Origin of the sequence: Halobacterium jilantaiense (assembly GCF_900110535.1) — an archaeon.
In the GTDB taxonomy this organism is placed as follows: Archaea; Halobacteriota; Halobacteria; order Halobacteriales; family Halobacteriaceae; genus Halobacterium; species Halobacterium jilantaiense.
This window is the reverse complement of record NZ_FOJA01000001.1, coordinates 1098310-1111267: the sequence shown is the minus strand read 5'-3', so window position 1 is coordinate 1111267 and position 12958 is coordinate 1098310. Positions and strand designations below refer to the sequence as shown.

Here is a 12958-nt window from a genome sequence, read left to right as displayed (position 1 = left end):
TGAAAAGCAGTTCGGTGTGGGTGCCAGTTATGAGAACGCGGCCACGAGTCTCGGTATGGACGTCTACGGACTCGTCGGGAACCCGGTCGAGCACTCGCTGTCGCCGCCGATGCACGAGGCGGCCTACGACGAACTCGGTCTGGACGCCCGGTACGTCACGTTCGAGCCGGAGCCGGCGGACCTCGACGCCGCAATCGAGGGGGCGCGGGCGCTCGGTATTGCCGGCCTGAACGTCACCGTTCCGTTCAAGGAGTCGGTGCGGGAGCTCGTCGCCGTCGACGACCTCGCGGCGCGCGTCGGTGCCGTGAACACCGTCGACTTCTCGGGGGGTGAGCCGACCGGCCACAACACTGACCTCGAGGGCGTGCGGCGGGCGTTCGCGCACCACGACGTGCCGCTGGCGGGCGAGACGGCTGTCGTGGTGGGCGCTGGCGGCGCGGGACGGGCTGCCGCGTTCGCGCTCCGGGACGCCGACGCGACCGTCCACGTCGCCAACCGAACCGTCGAGACGGCCGAGGCACTCGCCGGAGACGCGGGCGCGACGGCTCACGGGCTCGACGAACTGCCGGCGCTCCTCCCGGACGCGGACGTGCTCGTGAACGCAACGACCGTGGGGATGAACAGCGACGAATCGCCGGTGCCGGCGAGCGCGCTCCACGCGGACCTCGCCGTGTTAGACGCGGTCTACGCGCCGCTGGAGACACGCCTGCTGCGGGACGCGTCGGCGGCGGGTGCGACGACCGTCGACGGCGCGTGGATGCTGCTGTTCCAGGGCGTCGCGGCGTTCGAGCGGTGGACGGGCCGCGATGCGCCCGTCGACGCGATGAACACCGCACTTCGGGCACGGCTTTAAGTTGGGGAGCGATATATACGCCAACGATGGGACTGCTCTCTAAACTCAAGTCGATGCTCGGGCTCGAATCGTCCGAGCGTGCGCCGGGCAGCGGCGTCGACGTCACCGTCGAGCGCGAACCCGGTGACGACACCGAGGCCCCTGCCGAGGACCACGGCGACGACTCGTCGGGCGACGACCCGGCCGCCACCGGCACCGACGCCGCGGCGTCGACGGAGTCGCTCGTGGACGAAGCCGGAACCGACGACCCCGACCGCGCCGCCGAACCCGCAGAGGCCGCAGGTTCGGCCACCGACACCGACGTCGAGGACGACGAGTACGTCGCGACCGACGCCGACGTCGGCACCGACGCCGATACGGATGCCGAGGAGGACTCGACGGCCGAAGCCGACGCGGACGAGGACGCGGCCGCCGAACCGGAGCCGGACGACCTCACGGAGATCAAAGGTGTCGGCCCGGCGTACGCCGACCGACTGCACGACGCCGGCGTCACGACGTTCGCGGCGCTCGCGGACGCCGACCCGGACGAACTCGCCGCCGACACCGACCTCTCCCCGAAGCGCGTCGGTCGCTGGATCGACCGCGCGGGCGACCGGTAGCGATGTCGCCGACGGATGCGTGAGGCGTCGGTCGTCACCGACTGCGCGGCGTTCCGCGCGGCGGTAGCGGACGCTCCGGCGGCCGCTCGCGGCGTCGTCGAGGCGCGGCTGGCAGTCGACGACCCGTTCGACGCCTACCGCCGGGCGCGCGGCGAGGAGCCCGCGTTCCACTTCGAGACGACGGGCGGCAGCGACGGCTGGGGCTACTTCGGCGTCGCTCCGGAGTCCGTGCTGCGCGTCGACGCGGGTGAATCCGGCGCACTCGACGCGCTCCAGGCCGAGGTCGAGGGTCCGCTCGTTCGCGCGGGCTGCGAGGTCCCTCACCCCGGCGGGCTGTTCGGGTGGCTGTCCTACGACGTCGCCCGCGAACTCGAAACGCTCCCCGATTCGACGACCGACGACCGCGGACTGCCGCGCCTCCAGTTCGGCGTCTATCCGACGATTGCGGCGTGGCGCGAGCCGTTCGAGCCCGGCAACGACCTCCGACTCGTCTCGGCGGTGCCGCTGGACGGCGACACCGACCCGGACTCCCTCTTCGAGGACGCCAGCGAACGCGTCCTCGCACTCGCCGACCGCATTCAGAGCGGTGACCCCGACGTGGGCCCCGCGCCCGCCGACGCGCCGGCCCCCTTCGAGAGCGCGACCGGCCGCGACGACTTCGAGGGCCGCGTCCGCCGGATTCAGGACGCTATCCTCGAGGGCGAGACGTTTCAGGCGAACGTCAGCCACCGACTGGTCGCACCGGCGAGTGTCCACCCGGTGAAGGCGTTCGCCGCGCTCCGTGAGGCCAACCCCGCGCCATACTCCGGGCTCCTGGAGTTCCCCGGCGTCGACCTCGTGTCCGCCAGCCCGGAACTCCTGCTCGAACGCCGCGGTCGCGACCTCGTGACCGAACCGATTGCGGGGACGCGACCGCGCGGCGACACGCCCGAGGCGGACGCGGCGCTGGAGGACGAACTGCTCGCCGACGAGAAGGAGCGAGCGGAGCACGCGATGCTCGTCGACCTCGAACGCAACGACCTCGGGAAGGTCAGCGAGTACGGGAGCGTCGAGGTCGCCGACTACCGGCGCGTGGACCGATACAGCGAGGTGATGCACCTCGTCAGTGAAGTCCGGGGACGGCTCCGCGGCTCCTGTACGCTCGCTGACGCTATCTCCGCGGTCTTCCCCGGTGGAACTATCACTGGGGCTCCCAAGCCTCGCACCATGGCGCTCGTCGACGACGCCGAAGCCACGCGCCGCGGCCCCTACACGGGGAGCCTCGCGGCCGTCGGCTTCGACGGCGACGCCACGCTCAACATCGTCATCCGGACGCTCGTCCGGCACGCCGACGAGTACCACCTCCGGGTCGGGGCCGGTGTCGTCCACGACTCCGACCCCGGCAGCGAGTACGACGAGACGCTGGACAAGGCCCGCGCGCTCGTCGACGCCATCGACGACGCGCTCGCCGACGACCCCGACGACCTCGCTGTCGACGCGGAGGTGGAGCCGTGACACGCGTGCTCGTCGTCGACAACTACGACTCGTTCGCGTACAACCTCGTGCAGTACGTCGGCGCGCTCGCCGACGACGTGGTCGTCCGGCGGAACGACGCCGTCGACGTCGACGGCGTCCGCGACCTCGACCCGGACGCAATCGTCGTCTCGCCCGGCCCCGGAACACCGGACGACGCGGGCGTCTCGGTGCCCGTGTTCCGCGACCTCGATGTCCCGACGCTCGGCGTCTGCCTCGGCCACCAGGCGCTCTGTGCCGCCAACGGAGCCACCGTCGAACACGCACCGAGCGTCGTCCACGGCAAACCCTCGATGGTCACCCACGACGACCGCGGCGTCTTCGCGGGACTGCCCGAGCGCTTCGAGACCGGGCGGTACCATTCGCTGTCGGTCGCCGAGCGCTCGCTCCCCGACTGCCTCGAACCCGCCGCGTGGACCGAGGACGGCGTTCTGATGGCCGTCCGGCACCGCCAGACGCCCCACGTCGGCGTCCAGTTCCACCCCGAGAGCATTCTCACACCTGCCGGCAACCAACTCGTCTCAAACTTCCTCGATACATGCGCTACCACGTAGACGGCGACCTCGTCGACGCCGAGGACGCCACCGTCAGTGTCCGAGACCGCGGCTTCCAGTACGGTGACGCCGCGTTCGAGACGCTGCGCGCGTACGGCGGACAGACCTTCGCCTGGGTCGCCCACCACCGCAGACTCGAAGCCACCTGCGACGCCCTCGGCATCGACCACGACTTCGACAGCGGGGCCCTCCGCGGCCGCGTCCACGAGACGCTCGCCGCCAACGACCTCACGGAAGCCTACGTCCGCCTCTCCATCACTCGCGGCGTCCAGGACGGCCGCCTCGCACCCAGGGAGAACGCAGACCCCACGGTCGTCGTCGTGGTCGACCCCTTGCCAAAGGGTGGCGTCGACGGCGAACGCGTCTGGAACGCGCCCGCGGACGTCCAGACCACGACGGTCAGGCCCACGCCCGACGCGACCATCCCCAGCAACGCCAAGACCCACAACTACCTCCCCGGCGTTCTCGGCCGCATCGACGCCGAGGACGCCGACGAAGCGCTCTTCGTCGACGACGACGGTCACGTCACGGAGGGTGCCTCAAGCAATCTCTTCTTCGTCGACGACGGCACCCTCTACACGCCGAGCACGGATCTCGATGTCCTCCCCGGCGTCACCCGCTGGGCCGTCACCGAGCTCGCCGCCGACCTCGGCATCCCGGTCGAGACCGGCCGCTACGACCTTGGGGACCTCTACGCCGCCGACGAGGCGTTCCTCACCAACACCACGTGGGAGGTCCGCCCCATCGCTCGCGTCGACGACACCAGCTACAGCACGTGCAAAGTCGGAGCTGCGCTCGCTCACGAATACGCGCGAGAAGTCGAACGTCGGCACTACTGAGTCCGTCCTGTACTGTTGTCGTCGGACTGTCAGTAGAGGCCGATTCGGCCGACGGCCCGCGGCAGACACCCTTGCTCCGGCTGAAGGTACGAGTAGTGGTCCGTCACCAGGTCGGTGACGTCGATGTCGGTGTAGCCAGCGGGCGCGTCCGCAGACCCCGCGAGCCCGCCGTGACCGACTGCCCGGGTTCGGTTCGACACGCGATACACCCAGCCCAGGACGCGGTCGTTCCGGTTGTGGAAGTTGTACACAGGCGCGTCGACGGCCTCGACAGCCGGCCCGTACTGCCCGTCGGTCCCGACGCTGTCGTTCGGAACCGCGCCGCCGAACAGCGACACCGAGGCGAGGAGGTCCGTTCGCCCGCGGTCAGCGAGCAGTTTGAGGGTCTCTCCTGTCAGGCGGGCACCGAGCGAGTGAGCGAACAGGTGAATCGGTCGCCCGTCAGATTCGGCCCACGCTGCCAGCCAGTCGGCGAGCGGCGCGGCGTTCGCGTCTGCGGTCTGCGTCGCCGGTCCCCAGTCGGTGTCTGACGCCCACGAGTACCCGACGACCGGGGGGATATCGGACTCCGAACCCGGTCCAGCCGCCGCGAGCCCCCGTCGGACGGTGTATGCGTGGTCGCGGGCGGACTCGGCGTCCGTGCCGAGACCGTGAACGAACAGCACGACCTCGTCGGCGTCGTCGAAGTCCCACGCCCCTACGCGCTCCGTCGGGTCTGCCGCGTCGAGCCGCCCCCGCGTCGTCACCATCGGCTGCGTCTCCGGTGCGTCGTACCCGCCGAAGTCGCCGGTCAGCGACCGTGCGACGTAGAATCCGCCGCCTCCGAGCAGGCCGATACCGCCCGCGACGCCGAGGAGGACTCGCCGCCGAGTGACGAGGCCGCCGGAGTCGTCGTCCGCCTCGGTCGAATCTGGTGGTCCCTGAGAGTCCGATTCGTTCGAGTCGTCCGCAGGCGTATTCGAGGTGATGTCTGGATATTGGTCCGAATTAGCAAGTACCTGACGCGGTGCCGGCGACAGCCGTCGACACACCGCCGACGCACAGCCCCGCTGTCTGCTGACTCGACGCTCACCAGTCGGCTCCCGCTTCCGGTGCGTTCAAGCGCCGCGAGTCGGTAGCTGGCGGCGATGGGAGACGACGACGATGACGGCGAGGGGGAGCGAATCGCAGGCGTCGACGAGGTGCCGGCCGACGACAGCTTCCTGTTCACGGTGCGGGAAGTGGGCGGGGACGAGCGAGAGGCCATTCTGGTCGAACTCTCGGACGACACCATCGCGGGCTGGCTGAACTACTGCATGCACTGGACGGACGTCACGCTCGACTCCGGTGACGGTGCCGTCCGGAACGGCGAGCTCGTCTGCCGCAAACACGCCGCGACGTTCGAGCCGGACTCGGGCGTCTGCACGCACGGCCCCTGCGAGGGCGCGGAACTCGACCCGATTCAGGTCGAGACGCGGGACGGCGCGGTCTACCTCACCGACTCCGACTACGCGTTCGTCCAGCAGGGCGCGGAAACCGACCCCGCGGACCTCTCCACGTCGCCCGGGTCGCGCGTCGGCTTCTAGGGGGACTCCACGACGAACGCCGGCTCCTCGATGCTCTCGCTTCTGCACTCCGGACACCGCGACGGAACGTTCACGGGGTCGTCGAAGCCGTCGAACCCGCAGTCGCGGCAGGCCGGCGGCCGCACCAGTAACTCCTCGTCGGTGCCGTCCAGGCTCTCCGAGATGTGCCGGACGTGCGTGAGCGCGGTGCCGCGGGCCACCTCGAACTCCTCGGCGACGGCGCTCGGGGTGCGTGGCTTCTCGCGGAGGGCGTCCTGAATCCGCTCCCGGGTGGTCTGGTCGTCCATACCGCGTCCTGTGTTTTCGGATGAAAAAGGACTTACCCAAAGACGTGGACCTCGATGGTATGAAAGCCGTCGTGCTTGCCGGCGGATACGCCACCCGTCTCTGGCCGATTACCAAACACCGGCCGAAGATGTTCCTCCCCGTCGGTGACACCACTGTCATCGACCGCATCTTCGAGGACCTCGAAGCCGACAACCGCGTCGAGGAGGTCTACGTCTCCACGAACGAGCGGTTCGCAGGCGAATTCCGCGAGCACCTCGACGACTCCCAGTTCGAGAAGCCGACGCTCTCAGTCGAAGACACCACCGACGAAGACGAGAAGTTCGGCGTCATGGGCGCGCTCGCCCAGCTCGTCGAGCGCGAGGACGTCGACGACGATCTCGTCGTCATCGCCGGGGACAACCTCATCTCCTTCGACGTCTCGGAGTTCGTCGACTTCTTCGCCGAGAAGGACGCCCCCGCCATCGCCGCCTACGACGTCGGGAGCTACGAGCGCGCGAAGTCCTACGGGCTCGTCGAACTGGACGGCGACGAAGTCATCGACTTCCAGGAGAAGCCCGACGACCCGAACAGCACGCTCGTCTCCATCGCGTGCTACGCCTACCCCCGGGAGGTCGTCCACGACATCGACACCTATCTCTCGGAGGACGGCAATCCCGACGAGCCCGGGTGGTTCGTGCAGTGGCTCCAGGACCGCCAGTCAGTCCACGCGTACACGTTCGAGGGCGCGTGGTTCGACATCGGCACGCCGGAGTCCTATCTCGACGCCGTCGCGTGGACACTCGACGGCGAGCGCATCGTCGCCGACGACGCCACGGTCGAGAACTCGACTATCGGCGAGAACGTCCACGTCCTCCCGGGCGCGGAGATTACGAACTCCAACGTCGAGAACTCCGTCATCTTCTCCGACGCGACACTCAGAGACTGCGACATCCGGGACTCAATCATCGACGAGGACACCGTCCTCGAGTCCATCGACTTCTCTGGCGCGCTCGTCGGCGCGCACACCACCATCGAGAACGGCGGCTAGGGACTTTTTGCGCTGTCACGGAAAGAGCGCGCAGCGTTCGCCGCCCCCTCGGCAAAAATTGCGGAAAAAGCACTCCTCCGTCCTGCCTCTCGCTGCGCTCGCGTTAGTCAGTCGTCGGCCTCCGCTCTCTCCTGCTGGTCGTTCGCGGAGTGAACCGCTTCGCTCGGGTTCTCCGAACCGCTCGCTCGCGGATGCTAGCCCGGAAGACAGTCAACCGGGAGCTACTGGGTGTTTGGCACCCTACTCGCCGAGCCAGGCGTCCGTAATCTCGACGTGGCCGCGGTCGCCCTCCCAGACCGTCTCGTAGTCGAGTTCGATTGGGCGGCTCATGTGCGGGCCGTCAGTCACGAGCGTCTCGAACTCGCCGCCTTCCCCCAGAATGTGGACCCCGTACTCGTCGTGCAGTTCCTCCAGTTCGGCGAGCGCGTCCGCGTCGAGCGTGCGTCCGAGCCAGGACTCGTCGAGGCCGTAGGCCGCGACCTGAATGATGCGAATCTCGAACCCCGCGTCCAGCATCGCGTCCGCCAGCTCCCGGGGGTCTTCCTGCCAGAGCGGCGCGAACAGCTCGCAGCCGAGGCGGTCGCACATCCCCTGGATGCGGTGCGTCTGGAACTCGCTCTCGACCGCACCCGCGGTGACGCCCGCCAGCCCGCCGTCGAGGTCGTCGGCGAGGTCGGCGAGGGCGGTCTCCATCGGTTCGAGTTCGCTGTCGCCCTGCGCGCCCGCGTCGGTCGCGGATTCGGCCTCGAAGTCGTCGGGCTCGACCTCCACGAGCGGGACGCCGACGCTCTCCGCGGCGAGTTCGGCGAGCCGCGTGGCGGGCACGTGGTACATGTAGGAGTCGCCCTCCGGGTGGACCGTCAGGAGGCGGGCGACGTTCAGGCCCGCTTCGAGGGCCTGATAGAGCGCCCACGAGGAGTCCTTCCCGCCGGAGAACAGGCTCACCCACTGTCCGTCGTCGGCACCGGGTCCGTCGCCGTCGCTCATACCCGGGCGTCGTCGTCCACGGTGAAAGGTCCCGCTATTACGGCTCGGCCGGCTGCTCGACGTCCTCCAGTTCCACGCCGGAGAAGTGCGTCGCCACCCGGATGCCGACCACGCTCACGAACACGCCGAGCACGACGAACGCCGCGAGCCGCTGCTCGGGCGTGAGCGCGAACCCCTCGACGGAGATGGCACCGACCTCCGCGGCCGGCACCTCCAGCGGCGGCACGCGGCCCGCGCGCTCGACGAAGTACGCCGAGAACCCACGGACGACGAGTGCCACCGCGAGCACGCCGAACGGGAGGTTCAGGAAGGAGGTTCGGACCTCTTCTCGGCGGATGAACTCGTCGAACAGCCGGCCGGCGCTCGCGGCGAGCGCGCCCAGCGCGACCCACGGGATGCTGTAGTACGTGAACGTCATCGCCGACAGCAGCTCCGGCGTGTTCGCGGGCTGGTTCGAGAGTTCGAGGGCACCCGCGAACACGCCGACGAGCGCGAGCCCGACGGCGACCACGTACGTGACGATGGACACGCGGCCGGAGTACAGCGCGTTCTTGGCCTGCCCCGGGAGCGCGGCGACGTAGTCGTCGACGCCCAGTCCCTTGTACAGGAGGAACAGTCCGATGACCGTCGTGATGCTGGCAGCGGCGACGGCGAGGCTCCCAGTCACCATCATCAGGGCGGGGAACACGAGCAGGACGATGCCGATGGGGACCAGCACCGTCTGCCGCATCTCCTCGTCGCCGAGGAACTGCTTCAGGAGGTAGTACGTCGATTCCAGGTCGCGGGCCTGCCGGACGACGACGCGGTCGACGGCGTCCACCTGGATGCGGCTCTCCACGATGGGGACGACGCGCTCGTCCTCGGCGCTGTCCACGACCAGCACGCAGGAGTCAGCGTCGTAGCGCTCCACGAGGTCGTCGAACTGGGCGGCGATGGAGCGGTCGGCGCTCACGCCGTCGCCCTCCGCGGAGACGGCCGCGACCACGGCGTCGTCGTCGCCGTCCCGGAGGTCTCGGGTCACGCGCAGCGCCTCCAGCAGACAGTTCACGCCGGAGTCCTCTGGGTCCGCCACCCCCATGTCCGTGACGAGCGACTGCACGGCCTCCCAGCCAGCGACTGGCGTCCGCAGCCCGGTCTTCCGGGAGATGTCACCCGTCCGGTCGACGCACACCACCAGCGTACGCATCTCGCTTCGACGGTCACGCCGCCGCCACAAAAAGCTCGCGGGGTCCCCACCGCGTCGCGGACCGACAGCCGTGGCTGTCGGACGTGGAAAACGGGAGAGTGCCGGCCGGAGAGCCGGCGTAGGGGATACCGGTGTCGCAGTCGCCGCTTAGAGGTGACCGGACTTCTGGAGCTTGCGGAGGTCCTCGGTGTCGAGGGTCTCGCCCTCCTTGAACCGCTCGTAGATCTCCTCGGCCTCTTCGCGGGCTTCTTCCTGCTCGGCCTGGCGCTGGTCTTTCTCCTCTTCTTCCTCCTGCTTGTCCAGCTCGCGCAGGCGCTTCTGGACGAGGACGAACGCCTCGTGGTGGGCGTCAGCGGCCTCCTGGGCCTCGACGAATGCCTCGTGCATCTCGTCGGCCTCGTCGCGGATGTCGTCGGCCTCCCGGTAGGCCTCGATCATCTGGTTGTGGTGTTCCTGAGCCTCGTCGGCGAGCTCGGTGACCTTCTCGTGGTGCTTGGAGGCTTCCGCGCGAACGGACTCGGCCTCCTCGACGACCTCGTCGAGGTTCCCGGACTGGTCGAGCTTCTCCTCGCGTTCCTGGTACTCCTCGCGCTTGGCCTCGATCTTCTCGATGAGCTCGCGCTCGTCCTCGGTCGAGAGGACTTCGGTCTGCTGCTTGAACTCGAGCTCCTCGATCTCCTCTTTGAGCTGCTCGAGGTCCTTGCCCTCGTCGAGCTCCAGGTCCTGTTTGCGCTGCTCGACCTCGTCGAACAGCTCGTTGGCGTCCGCGTTCAGCTCGTTGCGGACTTCCTTGTGGTCCTGGACGCGCTCGTTGAGCTCGTCTCGCTTCTCGCGGTGCTCCTGTGCCTCGTCGACCTTCTCTCGCGTCTTCGCGTTCAGGTCGTCTCGCTCGGAGGCTCGGGAGCTCGCGAGCTGGTTCAGCTCGTTACGCCGGTCGCGGAACTGGCCGGCGTTCTTGATGAGCTGACCCTTGGACTTGTTCTGGAGTTCGTCGTCAGTAATGAGTTCGTCGGCGGTCGATACCTCGATGGTTGTTTCTTCCTCAGCCATTGTTCAAACCTCGATGCCATTCCGCTGGCGCGCTCGCCACAGCCGTCGCTCGAGAGTTAGTCCGTCCCGGTCGTGGGGAGAACGTCCTGTCATTCTCTCGGGCTGTACACGAACGCTCGCAGCGTTCAGGTGACAGATAGTACTCCGCCGCACCACTTAAAATTTGCGTGTGTCACACCGCCGCAATCAGTTGGTAGGGCCTCTCACGACCGTGCGAAGACCTCACAGTCGGGTCCTCCTCGTACTTAAACCGGGGGCGTCGAGCGAGGTCCACAAGTACGTCCGGCCGGTCCGGTGACGCATGGAAGAGACCGTCCGCGCACACGGCCACGAGCACGTCGCCGGCGAGCACCAGAGCACGCTCGAACTCACGACCGACGACTACCTGACGCCCGCCGGCGACTGCATCCTCGGCATCGAGGCCGACAGCGCCCCCGCCGACTTCGCCGACGGGTTCGTCGAGGCCTGCCGAGACGCCGACGCCACCATCTTTTTTTTTTTCTGATCCGGCGGCCACCGAGAGGAAGTGACTGGCTCCGGCCACCCCGAGCTCGAATTCGAGAACGACCGCAGCATGGTCGCCCGCACCAGCACGTACGTCGACGACCGCACGATTCTCGTCGACGCCGACACGGCCGCGGCCGACGTGGACCGCGACCTCGTCGCTGCGCTCGCCGACGGTGCAGACCTCACTGCCACGCTCCGCGTCGAGTAGCCGTTCGGAGCCACGCTTTTCATCGCCGCGCCCCCACCAGTGAGCATGGACGACGAGCCCTCGGTGAACATCTCCGGCGGTGATGCCGGTGGCGGGGAGTTCGATGCCGTCGAAGCGTCCAGCGCCGACACGACCGCCGGCGCAGTGGTGGCTGAACTCGGCGACATCTACTGGGAGAAGACCTACGGCGGCCGGGACGCCTTCGAGTGTCTGGTCCGCACTGTCCTCAGCCAGAACACGAGCGATGTCGCCAGCCAGCCCGCCCACGACGCGCTCGTAGAGCGGTACGATTCCGGTGGCGACCTCGCGGCGGCGCTGCGGGACGCCCACCGGGACGAACTCGCGGAGACCATCTCCTCGGCCGGCCTCTACAACCAGAAGTCCGAGACGCTGATTCGCCTCGCTGGCCGCATCTGTGAGGAGTACGACGGCGCGGACGGCTTCGACGAGTTCGTCCGCGACGGCGACCCCGACGAGGTCCGCGACGCGCTGCTGGACATGAAGGGCGTCGGCCCGAAGACCGCCGACTGCGTGCTGCTGTTCGCGGGCGGCAACCCTGGCGTCTTCCCCGTCGACACGCACGTCCACCGCATCGCCCGGCGGATGGGGTTGGCCTCGCCCGACGCCGACCACGAGGGCGTCCGGGCCGCTCTGGAGGCGTCCGTGCCGGCGGAGGCGTGCGGCTTCGGGCACACGGCGATGATACAGTTCGGTCGAGACTACTGCACGGCCAGGACGCCAGCGTGCCTCGACGGTCCGGAGGCCTGCCCGCTGTACGACCACTGTGACAGAGTGGGCGTCGACGAACTCGCGGAGACGGTCGTCGACCCCGCGGATGCCGACTGACAGCTACTTGTCGACGTGCTCGCGGCAGGCGTCGGCGAACGACGCCAGCCGCACGTCCGCGTCGTTGTCGACGGAGACAAACAGGCCCGTGTACTCGCTGGCGAGGAAGTGGAACGCCGTCAGGTCGTCGAAGCGGTGGACCGAACAGTGCAGGTCACCGGCCTCGAACAGCGACTCCAGGTGTTCGCGGCCGACACCCTGCAGCACGAGGTCGTCGTGGATGGCCGGCGCGCGGTCCGCCGTCCGTTCGGTCACGTCGTCCCGGCAGTACACGAGGTCGTAGCCGTCCGGGTCGTACGTCGCAACGACCCGGAGCGCGTCGCCGGCCTCCGCGCGCAGGTCGGCCGTGACACTGTCCGAGACATCGACCATTCCACCGTATTCAGTCGCTCGCGAGATATAACTCTGCTGGCGCTGTTTGTCGGCTCAGACCGTCGTGTTCCCGGTCGAGCCGTTCCCGGAGCGGTTCCCGCCGATGGTCTCGTTGTCCCGGTACGTGAAGTCCTCGTCGGCGGCCGGTCCGGCCGACAGGAACGGGAGATTGAGCTCCCACTCCGCGGTGGCGGAGAACCGCGAGAACGGGTTCGAGAGGAAGTTTTCGAGCGGTCCGACGCCCCGGAAGTTCACCTGAATGTCGATGACAATGACGCGTGTGTCCATCGCGGTGCCGACCGCGCTGAACCCGAGGTCGCCGGCGGCACCGAGATTCGTGAGGAGGTCGAGGTGGAGCCAGAACGTGATGTGGGGGCTGTCGCCGCCGATGTCGAAGCGGTGGCCGCCGTCGGTGTCGATGGACGGCCCGGGCGCGGTCTGGGCAGCGCCGCCGCCGACGAACGCGACGAGGACGACGAGCGCGACGGCCACGCAGCGCGACTGACGGGGCACGAGTTGTAGTTACGAGACTGCGACAATAGGTCTGTCGGCAGTGGGGGCGGGC

At 68.7% G+C, this 12958-nt stretch carries 15 protein-coding genes and 1 pseudogene; 9 read left to right on the top strand and 7 right to left on the bottom strand.

Going from position 1 to position 12958, the window contains the following annotated elements; all coding sequences use genetic code 11:
- Positions 1–55 precede the first annotated feature (55 nt).
- The 5 genes from BMW35_RS05705 to BMW35_RS05685 are packed head-to-tail and all read left to right on the top strand — an operon-like array spanning position 56 to position 4357.
- Entirely contained in the window at positions 56–853 is a 798-nt protein-coding gene (locus tag BMW35_RS05705; protein WP_089668412.1) for a shikimate dehydrogenase, read from the top strand.
- A gap of 26 nt (positions 854–879) precedes the next feature.
- Entirely contained in the window at positions 880–1452 is a 573-nt protein-coding gene (locus tag BMW35_RS05700) for a DUF4332 domain-containing protein (RefSeq protein ID WP_089668411.1), read from the top strand.
- A 15-nt stretch (positions 1453–1467) separates the two neighbouring features.
- On the top strand, positions 1468–2946 hold the full coding sequence (pabB, locus tag BMW35_RS05695) for an aminodeoxychorismate synthase, component I (protein WP_089668410.1): 1479 nt from the start codon (positions 1468–1470) through the stop codon (positions 2944–2946).
- On the top strand, positions 2943–3518 hold the full coding sequence (locus tag BMW35_RS05690; RefSeq protein ID WP_089668409.1) for an anthranilate synthase component II: 576 nt from the start codon (positions 2943–2945) through the stop codon (positions 3516–3518). Before pabB ends, BMW35_RS05690 begins: the two co-directional genes overlap by 4 nt.
- Positions 3503–4357 (top strand): aminotransferase class IV, encoded by an 855-nt coding sequence (locus BMW35_RS05685; protein ID WP_089668408.1) that lies wholly within the window; start codon positions 3503–3505, stop codon positions 4355–4357. Before BMW35_RS05690 ends, BMW35_RS05685 begins: the two co-directional genes overlap by 16 nt.
- A 29-nt stretch (positions 4358–4386) precedes the next feature.
- On the opposite strand, the gene BMW35_RS05680 is transcribed toward BMW35_RS05685, so the two are convergent.
- Positions 4387–5106, bottom strand: a complete 720-nt coding sequence (locus BMW35_RS05680; RefSeq protein ID WP_089670362.1) for a DUF726 domain-containing protein — start codon at positions 5104–5106, stop codon at positions 4387–4389.
- Positions 5107–5484: 378 nt separating this feature from the next.
- On the opposite strand from BMW35_RS05680, the gene BMW35_RS05675 reads away from it, so the two are divergent.
- Positions 5485–5922 (top strand): Rieske (2Fe-2S) protein, encoded by a 438-nt coding sequence (locus BMW35_RS05675; RefSeq protein WP_089668407.1) that lies wholly within the window; start codon positions 5485–5487, stop codon positions 5920–5922.
- On the opposite strand, the gene BMW35_RS05670 is transcribed toward BMW35_RS05675, so the two are convergent.
- Positions 5919–6209 (bottom strand): transcriptional regulator, encoded by a 291-nt coding sequence (locus BMW35_RS05670; RefSeq protein ID WP_089668406.1) that lies wholly within the window; start codon positions 6207–6209, stop codon positions 5919–5921. The genes BMW35_RS05675 and BMW35_RS05670 overlap by 4 nt on opposite strands.
- 59 nt (positions 6210–6268) lie before the next feature.
- Here BMW35_RS05670 and BMW35_RS05665 point away from each other — a divergent pair, with 59 nt between their 5' ends.
- Entirely contained in the window at positions 6269–7237 is a 969-nt protein-coding gene (locus BMW35_RS05665) for a nucleotidyltransferase family protein (protein ID WP_089670361.1), read from the top strand.
- Between the two features lie 240 nt (positions 7238–7477).
- Here the strand turns inward: BMW35_RS05665 and BMW35_RS05660 are convergent, their stop codons facing one another.
- The 3 genes from BMW35_RS05660 to BMW35_RS05650 all read right to left on the bottom strand — a co-directional run bounded on the left by BMW35_RS05660 (position 7478) and on the right by BMW35_RS05650 (position 10460).
- Positions 7478–8224, bottom strand: coding sequence for a diphthine--ammonia ligase (locus BMW35_RS05660; RefSeq protein WP_089668405.1), 747 nt, complete (start codon positions 8222–8224; stop codon positions 7478–7480).
- A gap of 37 nt (positions 8225–8261) precedes the next feature.
- Positions 8262–9410 carry a DUF373 family protein gene (locus BMW35_RS05655; RefSeq protein ID WP_089668404.1) on the bottom strand — a complete coding sequence of 383 codons (1149 nt, stop codon included), beginning with the start codon at positions 9408–9410 and terminating at the stop codon, positions 8262–8264.
- Between the two features lie 147 nt (positions 9411–9557).
- Positions 9558–10460, bottom strand: a complete 903-nt coding sequence (locus tag BMW35_RS05650) for a coiled-coil protein (protein ID WP_089668403.1) — start codon at positions 10458–10460, stop codon at positions 9558–9560.
- Positions 10461–10761: 301 nt separating this feature from the next.
- Here BMW35_RS05650 and BMW35_RS05645 point away from each other — a divergent pair.
- Positions 10762–11175: pseudogene (locus BMW35_RS05645) on the top strand (DUF371 domain-containing protein).
- Positions 11176–11220: 45 nt separating this feature from the next.
- On the top strand, positions 11221–12021 hold the full coding sequence (locus BMW35_RS05640; RefSeq protein WP_089668402.1) for an endonuclease III domain-containing protein: 801 nt from the start codon (positions 11221–11223) through the stop codon (positions 12019–12021).
- Positions 12022–12024: 3 nt separating this feature from the next.
- On the opposite strand, the gene BMW35_RS05635 is transcribed toward BMW35_RS05640, so the two are convergent.
- Positions 12025–12393: a DUF7522 family protein gene (locus BMW35_RS05635; RefSeq protein WP_245708140.1), complete on the bottom strand. Its 369-nt coding sequence runs from the start codon at positions 12391–12393 to the stop codon at positions 12025–12027.
- 54 nt (positions 12394–12447) lie between these two features.
- Positions 12448–12906: a DUF7332 family protein gene (locus BMW35_RS05630; RefSeq protein WP_177170780.1), complete on the bottom strand. Its 459-nt coding sequence runs from the start codon at positions 12904–12906 to the stop codon at positions 12448–12450.
- Positions 12907–12958: the final 52 nt, after the last annotated feature.